11 protein-coding genes and 2 pseudogenes are annotated in these 15,540 nt (G+C 45.5%); 6 read left to right on the top strand and 7 right to left on the bottom strand.

The window, feature by feature from the left end:
* Positions 1 to 263: pseudogene (locus V7M78_RS20315) on the bottom strand (S8 family peptidase); the annotation flags it as partial.
* A 125-nt stretch (positions 264 to 388) separates the two neighbouring features.
* Positions 389 to 1,948 (bottom strand): sodium/proline symporter PutP, encoded by a 1,560-nt coding sequence (gene putP, locus V7M78_RS20320; RefSeq protein ID WP_333652502.1) that lies wholly within the window; start codon positions 1,946 to 1,948, stop codon positions 389 to 391.
* A 240-nt stretch (positions 1,949 to 2,188) separates the two neighbouring features.
* Between putP and V7M78_RS20325 the strand changes: the two genes are divergently transcribed.
* Complete coding sequence (locus V7M78_RS20325) at positions 2,189 to 3,568, top strand: MATE family efflux transporter (RefSeq protein WP_333652504.1); 1,380 nt, start codon at positions 2,189 to 2,191, stop codon at positions 3,566 to 3,568.
* A 53-nt stretch (positions 3,569 to 3,621) separates the two neighbouring features.
* Here V7M78_RS20325 and V7M78_RS20330 read toward each other — a convergent pair whose 3' ends face one another.
* From V7M78_RS20330 to V7M78_RS20350, 5 genes and pseudogenes are all read right to left on the bottom strand, one after another.
* On the bottom strand, positions 3,622 to 5,406 hold the full coding sequence (locus V7M78_RS20330) for an ABC transporter ATP-binding protein (RefSeq protein WP_333652506.1): 1,785 nt from the start codon (positions 5,404 to 5,406) through the stop codon (positions 3,622 to 3,624).
* Entirely contained in the window at positions 5,403 to 7,133 is a 1,731-nt protein-coding gene (locus V7M78_RS20335; RefSeq protein WP_333652509.1) for an ABC transporter ATP-binding protein, read from the bottom strand. The genes V7M78_RS20330 and V7M78_RS20335 overlap by 4 nt, the downstream gene beginning before the upstream one ends.
* Before the next feature lie 134 nt (positions 7,134 to 7,267).
* Complete coding sequence (locus V7M78_RS20340) at positions 7,268 to 8,215, bottom strand: 2-hydroxyacid dehydrogenase (RefSeq protein ID WP_333652511.1); 948 nt, start codon at positions 8,213 to 8,215, stop codon at positions 7,268 to 7,270.
* 98 nt (positions 8,216 to 8,313) lie between these two features.
* Positions 8,314 to 8,526: pseudogene (locus tag V7M78_RS20345) on the bottom strand (ABC transporter substrate-binding protein); the annotation flags it as partial.
* Positions 8,526 to 9,425, bottom strand: coding sequence for a LysR family transcriptional regulator (locus V7M78_RS20350; RefSeq protein WP_333652514.1), 900 nt, complete (start codon positions 9,423 to 9,425; stop codon positions 8,526 to 8,528). The pseudogene V7M78_RS20345 and the gene V7M78_RS20350, both read right to left, overlap by 1 nt.
* A gap of 256 nt (positions 9,426 to 9,681) precedes the next feature.
* On the opposite strand from V7M78_RS20350, the gene V7M78_RS20355 reads away from it, so the two are divergent.
* The 5 genes from V7M78_RS20355 (at position 9,682) to V7M78_RS20375 (ending at position 15,423) form a co-directional block, all read left to right on the top strand.
* Complete coding sequence (locus V7M78_RS20355; RefSeq protein WP_333652517.1) at positions 9,682 to 11,172, top strand: SLC13 family permease; 1,491 nt, start codon at positions 9,682 to 9,684, stop codon at positions 11,170 to 11,172.
* 42 nt (positions 11,173 to 11,214) lie between these two features.
* Entirely contained in the window at positions 11,215 to 11,952 is a 738-nt protein-coding gene (locus tag V7M78_RS20360) for a hypothetical protein (protein WP_333652520.1), read from the top strand.
* A gap of 23 nt (positions 11,953 to 11,975) precedes the next feature.
* Entirely contained in the window at positions 11,976 to 13,229 is a 1,254-nt protein-coding gene (apgM, locus tag V7M78_RS20365) for a 2,3-bisphosphoglycerate-independent phosphoglycerate mutase (RefSeq protein ID WP_333652522.1), read from the top strand.
* Positions 13,230 to 13,387: 158 nt separating this feature from the next.
* Positions 13,388 to 13,552 (top strand): hypothetical protein, encoded by a 165-nt coding sequence (locus tag V7M78_RS20370; protein ID WP_333652524.1) that lies wholly within the window; start codon positions 13,388 to 13,390, stop codon positions 13,550 to 13,552.
* Positions 13,553 to 13,575: 23 nt separating this feature from the next.
* Positions 13,576 to 15,423 (top strand): recombinase family protein, encoded by a 1,848-nt coding sequence (locus V7M78_RS20375; RefSeq protein WP_333652527.1) that lies wholly within the window; start codon positions 13,576 to 13,578, stop codon positions 15,421 to 15,423.
* The last annotated feature ends 117 nt before the right edge of the window (positions 15,424 to 15,540 follow it).

A 15,540-nucleotide genomic window follows, 5' to 3' on the forward strand; every position in this document is an offset into this window, starting at 1 on the left:
CCGAAGAGGCTTAAGAACGGGTTTCTCTGAACTGTTCCGATGCCTGATTTTTCAATGCTGATGGTAGCGGTGGGAATGTATAGACTTGGAAAGCTGTGATAGGGATACTGGCCCAGAACGCAGGGGTCCCCATCACCTACGGGAATGTGAAGCAGGGAGTGCCTGAAATTGAGCATGGTAATATTGTCTCCGGTATCATAGGAGGGGATGGAGACATTATTGATAATCAGGTCATAAAAATTGTTATCCAGGACTTTTTCCAATATTTCATCCTCCAGGTCCAGATATGAACGGAGCATTTATTTTATAATATGCAGCGGAACCCCTATTATGAGCTATGAAAAAGGAACAAAAAATGGCTGCAGGTAAGCCTGCAGCCATTCCGTTATCATATTTTTTTACTGACCTCGTCAAATTCTGCCTGCAGTTTCTCAGAAGGCGGCGGAGTGAGAAGAGAAACTGCCACGATGAGAACGCAGGAGAAGAGAAATGCGGGAAGAAGCTCGTAGATGTTCCAGGCGCCGCCCAGAGGACGGACTAAAAGCTTCCAGATGAACACCATGCCTCCTCCTCCCACCATGCCGGCAACAGCTCCGGTATGGTTGATGCGCTTCCAGAAAAGAGAAAACAGCATCAGTGGGCCGAAGGTGGCGCCAAAGCCGGCCCAGGCAAAGGATACGATGGTAAATATGACGCTGTTCTCATCCATTGCAATGAGGATGGCAATGGCTGTCACCACCAGAAGAGTGATACGGGAAACATTCATGATTTCCTTGTCTCCGGCATTTTTCTTAAACAGGCCATGGTAAATATTCTTTGCCACAGCGGAGGCTGCGATCAGCAGATAGGAATCCGAGGAGCTGATGGTGGCAGCCAGAATACCGGCCATAACAAATCCTGCGAGAAGGGGCGGAAGCAGGCTGGTGGAGAGGAGAATGAATATATTTTCAGACTCCGAAGCAGTGGAAAGGCTTGTGGGATACAAGGATCTGCCCACGATTCCAATGAACACGGCAACAGTTAAGGAAATGAGAACCCATACGGTGGCAATGCGCCGGGAATCTGTAAGCTCATGCTCAGACCGGATGGCCATAAAGCGCAGCAGGACCTGAGGCATTCCAAAATAGCCAAGACCCCATGCAAGGGAGGAAAGTATGGTGATCACGCTGTAACTTGCGGCTTCTCCGAACATCGGGCTTCCATTTTCAATGATCTGTATTCCGCCTGCATCTACCTTTGGAGTAGAGATTCCGAAGAACTGGAAAAAGCCGGGAATGCCTTTGGCATTTTCCACCACAGTTTCCAGACCGCCTGCGGCATATGTGCCTGTGATTACAATTATGGTCAAAGCAATGATCATAACAATGGCCTGCATGAAATCAGAAGCGCTTTCAGCCAGAAAGCCGCCTAAAATGGTGTAGATCAGTACGAATACGGCTCCTAAAATCATCATGGACATATAGGAAGCGCCGAATAAGGTGGAAAACAGCTTTCCGCAGGTCACAAGGCAGCTTGATGCATAAACCGTGAAGAATATTAGGATGAAAAGGGCCGATATGGTCATAATCACCTTTTTTTCTTCATGGAAGCGGTTGGAGAAAAACTCCGGCAATGTAATGGAGTTTCCTGCCTTTACGCTGTAACGGCGCAGACGTTTGGAAACAATGAGCCAGTTTAAGTAGGTGCCTGCGGCAAGACCAATGGCCGTCCAGGAGGCATCGGCAAGGCCGGACCAGTAAGCCACGCCGGGAAGACCCATCAGAAGCCAGCCTGACATATCAGAGGCTTCGGCACTCATTGCTGCCACCCACGGACCCAGGCTGCGCCCTCCCAAAAAATAATCCTCTGAGCTTTGGTTGGCTCTCCGGGCAAATACAACTCCGATTCCAATAACAACAGCCATATAGGCGGTCATTGCAATTAAGATCTGCAAGGTTTCTGAATTCATAATTTTGTTCTCCCCTCTTTGTATGAATGTTAAAAGTGACATCTTTTTTTAATATGGTATTTACTATAACTGGAAAATGTTAAAATAGCAAGCCAAACATGAGGAAGTGAAGTGCATAAATTGCATGATTTTGGAAAAAAAGAAAAAATTTATTGCCGGTTTCTATACAAAGAAGGGAGAAACTGTGATATAATTTGCCGGAGTATCATGCCGGAAGGCATAAAAAACAGAGGAGGAGTTATGAAACGATATATTGGAGACAAAAAGTTTTATAAAATGGTATTGGTGCTTGCGGTTCCTATCATAATACAGAGCGGAATCACGAATTTTGTCAATCTTCTGGATAATATTATGGTCGGTCAGGTGGGAACGGAACAGATGTCAGGCGTTGCCATTGTCAATCAGCTGATCTTTGTATACAATCTTTGTATTTTTGGAATTGTTTCAGGAGCCAGCATATTTGGAACCCAGTTTTATGGGAATGGGGATTATGAAGGGATGAGAAATTCCTTTCGGTTTAAGATCATTTTCTGCATTCTTATGTCCCTTATTGGAATTTTTATTTTGTACGGCTTTCAGACAGAGCTGATTTCCTTATATCTCCATGAGGGAAAAGCAGGAGGGAGCATTGAAGACACCCTGCACTTTGGAAGGCAGTATCTGGCCATAATGATGATAGGGCTGGTGCCTTTTGCAATTTCCCAGGCATATGCCAGCAGTCTCAGGGAGATGGGAAAAACCGTAATTCCCATGGCAGCCTCAAGTGCGGCCGTAGTTGTCAACGGAGGATTGAATTATATCCTGATTTTTGGAAAGTTCGGCGCTCCTGTATTGGGAGTCCAGGGAGCGGCTATTGCAACCGTGATTGCCAAGTATGTGGAATGCGGAATCATGACTTTCTGGGTCCATGCCCATGCAAGTGAAAATCCGTTTGCAAAGGGAGCATATAAAAACCTTCTCATTCCGGTGAGGCTGGTGAAGCAGATTGTCCGGACAGGAGCCCCTCTTATGATCAATGAGGCCCTTTGGGCAGGAGGAATGGCGGTCATTATGCAGTGTTATTCCATAAGAGGCCTTGAGGTCATTGCAGGACTGAACATATCCAGTACGGTTTCCAACATATTCAACATTGTATTCATGTCCCTGGGCAGTTCGGTGGCAGTGGTGGTAGGCCAGCTTTTAGGAGCGGGAAAGATGGAGGAGGCAAAGGACAGCGCAGGAAAAATGATTTTCTTTTCCGTAGCAAGCTGTTTTGTAATAGGAGTGGCTATGGCGGTTATTGCTCCTTTATTTCCTTCTATTTATAAGACAAGCCAGGAGGTAAAGAATCTGGCAAGCGGCTTTATACTGGTTTCTGCATTTTGTATGCCTTTGAATGCTTTTACCCATGCCAGCTACTTCGTCCTTCGTTCAGGAGGGAAGACTGTAATTACCTTTTTATTTGACAGCGTATTTGTCTGGGTAATCAGCATTCCTGCCGCATTCTTTTTAAGCAGGACTGCCGGGATTCCCACTATTGGGGTTTATTTCATCTGCCAGTCAGCGGAGCTTGTCAAATGCATCATTGGTTATGTGCTTTTGAAAAAAGGAGTGTGGCTGGAGAATATCGTAACAGAATAAAGACAATGAAAAACACCGGAAACCTTTTAAAAGGCTGTCCGGTGTTTTTGGTTTCAGCCTTCGGCAAACTGGCTGTTGTATAATTTTTCATAGGTTCCCTTTAACTCCAAAAGCTCCTGGTGGGTACCCTGTTCCACAATGTCACCGTTATTCATGACCAGAATCTGGTCCGCATCCTTAATGGTGGAAAGGCGGTGTGCGATAACGAAGCTGGTCCGGCCCTTCATGGCCCGCCTCATGGCTGCCTGTATCAGCATTTCCAGACGGGTGTCCACACTGCTGGTGGCCTCATCCAGAATCAGAATACGGGGATTGGCAAGGAGGGCCCTGGCAATGGTCAGAAGCTGCTTTTGTCCCAGGGAAACATTGCTTCCCTCCTCATTGATCATCATCTGATACCCGCCGGGCATGGTCTGGATAAAATGGTGGACATTGGCGTCCTTGGCCGCCTGCATGACTTCCTCGTCAGTGGCATCGAGTTTTCCGAAGCGGATGTTTTCCGCAATGGTGGCGTGGTAAAGCCATGCATCCTGAAGCACCATGCCAAATAAGGAGCGTTCCGCACTGCGACTCATGTCGTAAATGCTTTCCCCGTCTATGCGGATATCTCCGCCATCCACATCGTAAAACCGCATGAGCAGGTTGATAATGGTGGTCTTTCCTGCTCCGGTAGCTCCCACAATAGCAATTTTCTCCCCCGGCTTTGTTGTGAGGGAAAAGTCTTTGATGAGAGGTTTGTTCTTGGTATAGGAAAAACGGGCGTTGGAGAATTCCACCAGCCCGCTGTACTGATCTGTGTCAAGGGTTTCAATCCGGCGCTGCTCCTGGCTCTCTTCAGGCTCCTCCAGAAAGGTGACAATCCGTTCCATGGAAGCCGTGGCACTTTGAACTGCAGGTGCAAGCTGGGTTAACTGTCCCATAGGCTCATAAACGATCCAGATGTACTGTACAAAGGCCTGCATACTGCCCAAAGCCATGCCCGAAAGCAGCACCGCATATCCGGTCAGCAGCACCATGATCACATAGGTGAGGTTAATCAGCAGCTCCATAATAGGAGCGATCAGGGAAGAGGTGAAATTGGCCCGGAATCCGGCCTTGTTCATCCGACCGTTGATTTCCTGAAACTTTCTGATGGTATCCTGTTCCGAATTGTAAAGCTTGACCACAGAAAAGCCTGTATAACGTTCCTGAATATACCCGTTTAACTCAGCCAGGGTATTCTGCATATTTAAGAACTCACCCTGAGAGCGCTTCATCATATAACGGGAGATGAAAAGTGCGGTTGGAATCATCACCATGGACAATAACCCTAAAGGAAGGGAAATATAAAGCATCATGGCAAAGGTGGATATAATGCTGGTAATGGAATACACCATGTTTAAAAGACTTTGCTGCACCGCATTGGACACAGTGTCCACATCATTGGTTACCGTATTCAGCACAGTTCCCTGCTGGTGGCTGTCAAAGTAAGACACCGGGAGACGGTTCATCTTCTGGCTGATGCGGGTACGAAGATCCTTAAAGCTGTTTTGAACGCCTCCTGCTAGTAAATAGCTGGCAAGATAGGTCAGGGTCTGCCGCACAAGGGCCGATATGGTCAGACCGGCTGCAATGAGCAAAATGTAAGAGTAGTTCACCGCCCCACCGGATACTCCGTTTGCCATATCTTTGATGTTGCGGCTCAGCTCCGTAATGGCAAGTCCGATGAGAAACGGGTTAAGAGCGCCGAGAATGCTGCCTATCACCGTAAATACAACAGGTAAGATAAACAGGTATTTGTTGGCGCTCATACAGACCTGTATGAGACGGCCTATTTTTTTCAGTTGTGTTTTGTTCATCCCAATTCCTCCTCAGAAAGCTGTGAAACGGCGATATCCCGGTAAATGCCGCAGCTGTGAAGCAGCTCTTCATGGCGGCCTTCCGCTACCACCTGACCCTCGTTCAGCACGATGATTTTATCGGCATGGCGGATGGTTCCGATTCGCTGGGCCACGATCAGAATAGTTGCATCGGTGATTTCCTGGCGCAGGCGGGTGCGAAGCTGTAAGTCCGTCATATAATCCAGGGCAGAAAAGGAATCGTCAAAAATGTAGATTTCCGGATTCTTTACAATGGCCCTGGCAATGGCAAGACGCTGGCGCTGGCCTCCGGAGAGATTGCTTCCGCCTTCACTCAGTAATTCCTCATAGCCGCTTTCCTTCTGTGATATAAATTCCCTGGCCTGGGCAATTTCAGCCGCCTTCTCTAAATCTTCCTGGCTGGCATCAGGCCTGCCAAGCCTTAAGTTCTGTGCGATGGTTCCGGTAAAAAGCTGGGCCTTTTGTGGAATAAATCCGATTCTCTGCCGCAGAGTGTGGATATTGTAGTCCCGCACATCCACACCGTCCACAAGTATTTTTCCCTCTGACACATCATACATGCGGGGAATTAACTGGATCAAAGTGGATTTTCCGCTTCCAGTGCTGCCGATAAATGCCACTGTCTGTCCTGATTTTACAGTAAAGCTGACATTTTTAAGAACAGGTTCGTCTGATCCCGCATAGGCAAAAGTCACATCTTCAAACCGGATGGTTCCTTTTTCGCTGGTTTCAGTTACGCCATGTTCCAGGTTTTCCGAAATGGCAGGAGTGCTTTCTAAAACCCGGCTGATTCGCTGGGCTGATACAGAGGCACGAGGGTACATGATAAATAGTACGGCCAGCATCAGGAAGGAAAACAGGATGTGGAACACGTAATCTATGGAAGCGTTTAAGGTTCCTACGTCCAATGTACCCCGCCCGATGGCCTGGCTGCCAATCCAGAGGATCAATACGATCATGGCGTTAAAGATCAGATAAAATCCTGGCTGTGCAAAGGACACGATCCGGAATACTTTCTTGGAAACTCCGCAGTATTCCTGGTTTACCTCATCAAAACGTTCTGCCTGGAAGTTTTCATTGCCAAAGGCCCGGATGACCCGGAGTCCGGATAAGCCTTCCCGCAGGTTTAAGTTGATTTTATCCAGGGCCTTTTGCTGGGCCTCGGAATAAGGGCGTGAAGTGTGGCTGATTAAGTAAACGCCGCCGCCCAGCAGGGGAAGGGCAACCAGTATGATCCAGAACATCTGCGGGTTGTTGGTCAGTATTAAGATAAAGCCGCTGACAGTCATAACAGGAGTGATAATGGCGCTGCGCAGCATGGACTGGACAAAAATCATGATCTGGTAGGCGTCGCTGGTGGTGCTTGTAATAAGAGATGACACGCTGAACTGGTCAAATTCCGTATGAGAAAACTTTTGTGTTTTAATGAACATGTCGTTGCGGATGTCCCGTATGACATTGGTGGCAATGCGGGTATTGGCATAGGCCATACACAGCTCCCCGCCCAGGCCCACAATGACGATCCCCAGCATGAGCAGAGCGATCTTCCAAAGCAGGTCCGGCTTGTCCCCTAAAAGGGCATCATTGATGATGTATTTAAGAAGGGTGGGAACGCCCATCTGAATTAAAACAAATCCCCCCACTCCCAAAAGGCTGAGAATAAGATATTTTTTATATCTCCATGTGTAGCTCAAAATCAGTTTCATTATTTGTACCTCAATCTTTCTTTAGAAAAGAACAGTACCAAACGCCCGGAGGCGTTGGTACTGTTCGGTTAGACCATCCACTAGTCTACAACATATTTGAAATTGGGTCAAGGCTCTTTTGGGAAATCAGAAGATTAAAGGATTACATTTGTCTGGCGGCCCTCCAGCCATTTTGAAATATTGTCAAATACGATTCTCGCACGGGTCTCCATGGACTCGGCAGATGAAAAGGCAACGTGAGGAGTGACAAGGGTGTTTTTGCTGTGAAGCAGGGGATGGGACGTATCAAGAGGCGGTTCTGTCTCAAATACGTCAATTCCTGCGCCGGATAAATACTCCTCATTTAAGGCATTTGCCAAAGCCTGAGAATCCACAACAGGCCCTCTGGCAGCATTGATGAGGTAAGCTCCCTTTTTCATCTTTGCAATGGTATCTTTATTAATTAAATGACGGGTATCTTCCGTTAAAGGGCAGTGAAGGCTGACGATGTGGGAACGTGACAGCAGCTCATCAAGAGTGACAAACTCCATAAAAGAAGGCTCATTTCCCGTCAAACCGCGCTTGTACCCTAAGACCTTGCAGCCAAAGGCATCACAAAGCTTTCCAACTCTCGTGCCGATGGTTCCGGCACCGATGATGCCTACTGTCTTTCCCATAAGTTCACAGCCTACAAGACCGTCCTTTGTCTTTCCTTCCCTGCACCGGGCTTCCACCTGGGGAACGTTGCGAAGGAGAGAAAGCATCATGCAGAGAGTCAGTTCAGCCACGGCCTCAGTGGAATATCCGGCGGCATTGCTGACCTTGATTCCTTTTGCTTTTGCTGCCTCTAAATCCACATGATCCACTCCTGTAAAAGCAATATCAATAAATTTTAAATGTTCACAGGCAGAAATAACCTGTCCTGACAAAGGCATGTTGGCAATCATGATCACATCTGCCTCAGCGGCCTGCTGGATCTGAACATTAGGGTCTGTGCTTTTTGGATAGGCGGTGAAGCTGTGTCCGGCTTCGATCAAAGGCTTTGCACATTCATTCAAAAGGCTGTCCGGAATTCCCAGAGATTCTAAAAGTACGATATTCATAAGCGTCACTCCAATCATATATAAAATTACAGGACCGCAGCAAAGGCGGCCCTGCAATTTCATTATACCACTGATGGGAGGATTAAAAAAGATAGAGTTTACTTGGCTGCTTTTTCAGCATAAGTGGTTACTACCAGGTCCTCATAGGGAACCCTCTCTTTTAACTGGCCTGATTCCTCCAGAATATTTTCCAGAAGTTCAAAGCTCTCTTTCTCAAAAACAGTGTCTCCCTTCCAGGTGTCCTGGGACTTGTAGCGCTCGATGATAGTAGCAATGGTGGCTGCATCGGTTTCTTTGAAAAGGGGATGCATTATGATAAGTCTGCCACATAATTCTTTGCAAAATCAAGAAATATTTCCTCAGGAAAGGATAATGGCTGGTCCTTATGAAAAACCGCATAAATCTTCCGGGTAAGGCCTAAGGGGGGATGGACTTTCAGCACTTTGATTACTCCGTATTTCCGTTCTGTTTCAATAGCCAGGGCCGACAGTATTCCGATTCCCTTGTTATCCACCACACATTTTTTAACCCCTTCAATATTGCCGATGGCCTGTATGTTCTCTTTTGGAAAGCTTAAGCCGCTGCCAAGCTCCAAATATTTTATAATAGACGAACGGGGATTGGTGGTCATCAAATTCTCTTTTACCAGATCTTCTAATGTAACTTCGCTTTTTTTGCTTAAGGGGTTTTCCGCAGAGGCGCAAAAGACCAGGGGATCGTCCATCAATTCCTCATACAGAAGGTTTTCTTTCTGAGGAGGAAAAGGCTGGCTCACAAATCCCAATGGAAAGACCTTGGCTTCAATATCTTCAAAGACCTTGTGTGTGTATTCCACGTGATTTACAATGTTAACAAAGGGATATTTGGCAGTAAATGCGTAAATGATGGGGGGAAAGATATAGGTTCCCGGAGTACTGGAACAGGCAAAGCGTATTTCCCGGTTTTTTAAGTTCTGGGAGGCATAGAGTTCCTTTTCCGCGCTTTTCATGGTTTCCATCACTGTTTTTATATAGGGAAGCAGCAGTTTTCCCTCTTTTGTCAATCCTATCCTGTTATTATCTCTTTCGAATAATGCGGCCTCAAAATATTTTTCAAGACTTTTCATGCGTATAGAAACGGCTGCCTGGGAACAGAACATCTCTGCGGCAGTTTGGGTAAAACTATGGTTTCTGGCGACTTTAAGAAAGGTTTCCAGAGTTTCCAGATTCATGATTGTGCTCCCTTCATGTTTTTCCATAAAATAAATTTATGGAAATTATATAAAATTTACAAATTAGTGTCAAATTATGTTTATTTAGAGGACACTATATCCAAACCTATAAAATTAATTTATAAAAACCTCTATTTCTTTCCGGATTCCTTCCTGAGAATTGATTTCATATAAAAATCTATTGTTGTACTTTTTTTAATAAAAATTTTACACTTAAGCCACACAATAAGATATTGTTAAGAAAGGAGATATTTCCATGAATGAAGAAGTAAAAGCAACATTGTCAAAGCAGGAAGTTAAAGTAAAAAAAGTTAAAAGTCCGTTTGAACTGAAAATGCAATTTTTCGGTCTGCCAATTGCACTGGTGGTATTCGGACTTTTCTATTCCACTCCTGTGCCCATAGGTTTGTCTTATGCGGGAAAAATGGCTCTGGGGGTATTCTTAACCGCCCTTATTCTATGGGTTACGGAAAGCATCCCCAATTACACGGTTTCCCTGCTGGTCATTGTAGCCCTTCCCCTCCTTGGCGTCTGGGAAGAGGAAAAAGCCATGGGCGTGTTGGGGTATGAGGTTATCTGGCTGACCTTTGCAGCCTTTATTATTGCCTCAGGTATGGAAAAAAGCGGCCTTGCAAAACGGCTTGCTCTAAACCTGATAGCCAGATTCGGCAAAAGCACAAACAGTATACTGCTGCTTTTAATAGCCACCAACTTCCTGATTGCCTTTGTGGTACCTTCCACAACCGCCCGGGCGGCAATGATGTTCCCTATTGTTATTTTGGTTATCGAAGCGTTTGGAACTACAATTAATGACCCTAAGAATAATCTGGGAAAACTTCTGGCTTTACAGGGAATTCAATCCAACAACTTGTCCACAGGGGCTATTGTAACCGCTACCAGTGCACAGATCATGGCCATAGGCTTTATTAAGGACTTGACCGGACAAAATGTTTCCTGGTCCTATTGGTTCCTTGCCTCCGCCCCGGTTACCATCCTGACGCTGCTGGCATCTTTCTTTATAGGAAAGATCCTCTTTAAAATTCCTTCTTCCAATGCCAGGATCAATTTAAGCCTTTTGGAAGAAGAGCGTAAAGGTCTTGGAAAGATGAGCCTGGTTGAAAAGAAAGCACTGGTCATCTTTGCAATCACCATCGCTTTATGGGCCATTGACACCAAGCAGATTCACATATTTGGGTTTCAGCTCAGCCTTGTTATGGTGGCCATTTTATCGGCGGCATTGTTCTTCATGCCATATCTGGGCATCTTGAAATGGAAAGAAGCCAAGATCTCCTGGAACCTGCTGATTTTCGCCTGCGGAGCCTATGCAGCCGGTGTGGCACTGGATGAAACCGGAGTGGCAGCCTGGGGGCTTAACTCCCTGTTTGCCCATCTTGGTATCGAGAATATGAGCTTTACTGTTATATTTGCCATCGTCATGCTCATTGCCAGCTTCAGCCATTTTATATTTACATCCAAGACAGTGCGGACCATTATACTTATTCCAACCATCATCGGCATAGCAAATGCAACAGGAATCAATCCGGTGGCCCTGGCTCTTCCGGCTGCATTCTGTATTTCCGACACCATTACTTTGCCGCCTCACAGCAAAGTTAACTTAATCTATTATAATACCGGTTTTTTCAATATACTTGAGCAGCTTCTTTATAGTACACTGGTATTGATTGCTAAATGGGTCCTTATGATCATTGCCTCTCTGACGTGGTTCCGAGTCATCGGGCTTGTATAACCGGATTTACTTGCAGATATTAACAGAAAGGAAGAAAACTGTATGAAAACAATGAAAAAATTCTCATATATCTTATGCTCATGTCTGTTTTTCACACTGGCAGCGGCACAGATTGCCTATGCAGGCGATGACGGTAAAGTGACCTCTATGGAGGATAAGATAACGCCTGATGGAGAAGACGGAATCATCACCCAAACCATAAATGCCAAAACAAATGGTTCCGGGGAAGTCTTTTTTCCCATATGGAAAGACGCAGACATAGAATCGGTAAAAGCCATTTCAGGTACGCTGTCAACAGAAGATATCAAGGAAGAAACCAACGGAGATCAGACTTATTATCTGGCAATGTTCGATGAAAAGGAAACAGAGGTTTCTTTTCAGGTTGTTTTACGAGGGAAGGGCTTCTATGAAGGGGAAGATGCGGATTTGGGAGATACCTATCCCGGCAATGCCAAGGAGCTTTCCTTTAAGGTTAAGAATGCCACTCCCTTAACCATCGGTTCTTACCGGATGAAAATTGCTGTTCCCGAAGAAAAACAGCTTCTCAATATTGTGGACTATTCGGATAAAAAGCCTTACACCATTACCAGTGAGGAGGGATATACATTCGGAGGATACGATTTTGGAGAAGTCTCCCCGGGCAAGGAATCAAAGCTTGCAATTAATGTATTCATCCAAAAAAAAGGTTCCTCAATTTTTCTTTGGGTCATCATTGTTGTTTTGTCAGCCGGGTATATGTACCGCAATCTGGACCTGCTTAAAAAGCCTGTCAAAAAATAAGCGGAGAAAAGGAGAACTGTTATATGAGAAAAAAACAAGGCATATTAATCATTTCCGACGGGCTGGGGGACCGTCCGGTAAAGGCACTGGATGGTCTGACTCCTCTGGAATACGCAAATACACCTAATTTGGATTGTCTGGCAAGAGAGGGCAGTACAGGAAATGTTTATCCCATTTCTCCCGGGGTTCCCGTTGGCACTGATGTGGGTCATATGGAAATCTTTGGCTGCGATTCCAATCAGTACTATCCCGGCAGAGGCCCGCTGGAGGCCTTAAGCGGAGGCATAGAGCTTGAAGAAGGTGATGTGGCCTTTCGCGGAAATTTTGGAACTGTTGACGAAGAAAGCATAGTCATCGACCGGAGAGCCGGACGAATTCAGGAGGGAACTGCGGAATTAGCGAAAGCATTATCCGGTATGTGCCTTAAGGATGGCACCACCGTTCTTGTTAAAGAGCTGACGGGACACAGGGTGGCAGTGGTTCTACGCGGAAAGGGGCTGTCTGCAGCCATTGTTCCCACAGACGTAGGCACTGCCAATGAAGGAGCAAAGCTTGTGATTCCTCACCCCGAAGATCCTGTTTGCAAAGAAGCTTCTGAAACCGCAGAAAACTTGTGGGAATTTACAAGGAATGCCATGGATATCTTAAAAGATCATCCGGTCAATCAGGAACGGGTCAGGAACGGGCTGCTGCCGGCCAATGTGATCTTAACCAGGGGACCCGGGCAGTTAAATGCCATACCCAGCACCGCCAAAAAAGTGGGGATCCGGGGGCTTTGTATTGCAGGAGATATTACTGTGGGAGGAATTGCCCGTCTCGTTGGCTTTGATTACTATTTGCAGGATTCCTTTACCGGAGGTTATACCACCGACATCATGGGGAAAGCAAAAAAAGCTGTCCAATCCATAGAGGAAGGTTACGATTGGGTCATCGTTCATGTCAAGGGAACCGATCTGGCCGGCCATGACAATCAGCCTATGGAAAAAGTCCGTATCATTGAAGAAATTGATGCCATGGCAGGATATATTATGAATCAAGTTGAAAAGGACCGTTGCTACATTGCTTTTACTGCGGACCATTCCACCCCTTGCGAAGCGAAAGATCATACAGGAGACGGAGTGCCGACAATCATCTGGGGCCAGGACGTGAGGCGGGATAAGGTTGAAAAGGCGGGAGAAACCTATTTTATGGAAGGTGCTCTGCAGAATCTGAGGGCAAGGGATATATTTGCCTTGCAAATGGATTTGATGGGATTTTCGAAAAAAAGAGGGGCTTAATCCAGGGTCATTTCCACTGAGTATATTAAGAGCTGTTTTCTCCATTTTCAATGGGGGAAACGGCTCTTATTTGCCGTTTGGAGTATGCAGAAGCTTATGACCTGTCATGGCAAAATAATTGAGGGAATATAATTAGGAAAAAGGCACGGGAGTCAGTCATGCCTGATTTTGATGATCATTCCAGTGATAACGCCGGGAAAATAGAAATGCATCCATTAATACGGAAAGAACAGGTGATGAAGCAGATGGGAGCCTTTCTTTTTCGCCAGGGGCTCATAGATTTAAGGGAAAAGAAGCTATTTGATGAACTGATAAAGAAATAATAAAGATTTAAGAGAGGAAATGTATGCAGCCCAAACTCCGAGCCGTCATTTACTGCCGGGTTTCTACAAGCAGTGACGCACAGGTTGATTCATTGGATAAGCAGATCGCAGAAGCGGAAGAATCTGTAGAACATCTGGGGTTTGATCTGGTCGACAGATTTATAGATGAGGGCCGGACCGGAACCACCAGCACGAGAAAAGAATATCTGCGTATGGTCTCCCGGATAGAGGGACGCAATTTTGACGTCATAGTCACAAAATCACTGGACCGGATGAACCGGAATATCCTTGATTTTTACCTCCTCTTAGACCTGATTATCAAAAATGATATTAAGCTGTATTTCTATCTGGACAGGGCCTATTATAAGCCTGATGACAAAATCGTAATTGGTATTAAAGCCATTTTGGCAGAAGAATATTCCCGGGAGCTGTCCAAGAAGCTGTCCAGTGCCCATGCCAAACGCCAGGAACGGGGAGAAGTAATGATGCTTAGCAGCCGTACTTATGGGTATAAAAAAGAGGTTCAGGCAGATGGGAAAAAGAAAATTGTCATTGTAGAAGAAGAGGCGGAAATGATACGCTTGATATTTGACTATTGCAAGGAAGGATATGGGGTAAGAGCTATTGGGAAATTGCTGTATTCCCATGGCTACCGGAACCGTCAGGGAAATGAAATTGGAGAAGGCACAATCAGGCGGATCATCCGCAATCCTCTGGTAATGGGAACTATGATCATGAATAAAGTCAAATTTGATTTTAATACAAAGTCCGCCATACATACACCGCCCGGTCAATGGCTGGTAAAAGAAGATGCAGTTCCGGCAATTATCTCAAGGGAAGACTGGGAAACAGCCAATGCCCTTATGGACAGCCGTATTCAACCTGGAAATGAGGATAAAAAAGCTGAGAGACAGGGTAGAAATAAGGGAAAATACAATTTTTCCGGAAAGCTGATATGCGGAATCTGCGGGAAACCGTATTATAAATCCAGAAGAAATAATAAATCAACTCAGGTGCTGCAATGGAAATGCAGTACATATCTTAAATTCGGACGCAGTACAAATTCTTCCCCCAAGGAGGGGAGCATAGAAAACGGATGTGACGGTCCCTCTGTTGATGAAGCCTTATTGATTGATGTTTTAGGAACAGCAGCAAGAGAACCGTTTAGCCGTCTGCCTGATAACCAGACTCTTATTGCAGAAACCGTGTCTGTACTGGAAAAGGTTCTTGGGGAGACCGCAGGTAAGGAACATGAAGCTGACTTACAAAAAGGAATAGGGAGGATTTCAAAAAGACAGGAAGTATTATTGGAAAAATATCTGGATGGGAAGGTTTCTGACGATCATTATGAGCAAATGGACTTCAAACTGAAGAAAGAAAAGAATCAGCTGGAAATCCGTTTAAAAGAGCTGGAAGATAGCAGAAATATGGTTTGTAACATGGAAAAGCGGCTTAAGAAGATTGAGGAAGCGTTAAAGCACGGAGGCGCACAGCAGGCTATAGCCTTTACTTTCATGGATTCCATTAAACACATCGTTGTTTATAAGGACCGTCTGGAAATCTTTTTTGACCAGTTACAGATGCAAGGTATGGAACAATATGGAAAGAATCAGTCTGGAAACCGTGAATACTCCATGGAAATTCCCCTCAGCCAATACAGGCTGAAACATACCAATACGGCAATGGGCCGTTCCAAAGAACTGATTTGCCGTATGATTGAAGAAAATCCTAAGATCAGCTTAAAGCAGATGGCGGAAAAGCTGGGCCTGGGAGAGCGGACGGTATTTGAAAGAGTGGCAGAACTAAAAAAAGAAGGAAAAATAGAAGTAAAGGGCCGAGGGCCTGGCCGTCTGTGGTCCGTAAAAACATAAAATAAAGTTATGATTTCCCCGTATTGATAAATTTTATTGTAGAAAAATGTTGCAATTTGTTTTTTATATAATAGAATAACAGTATGCATCATGAAAATACAGAAGAGAGTTATTAAA

This window comes from Lacrimispora sp., assembly GCF_036758025.1.
GTDB lineage: Bacteria > Bacillota > Clostridia > Lachnospirales > Lachnospiraceae > Lacrimispora.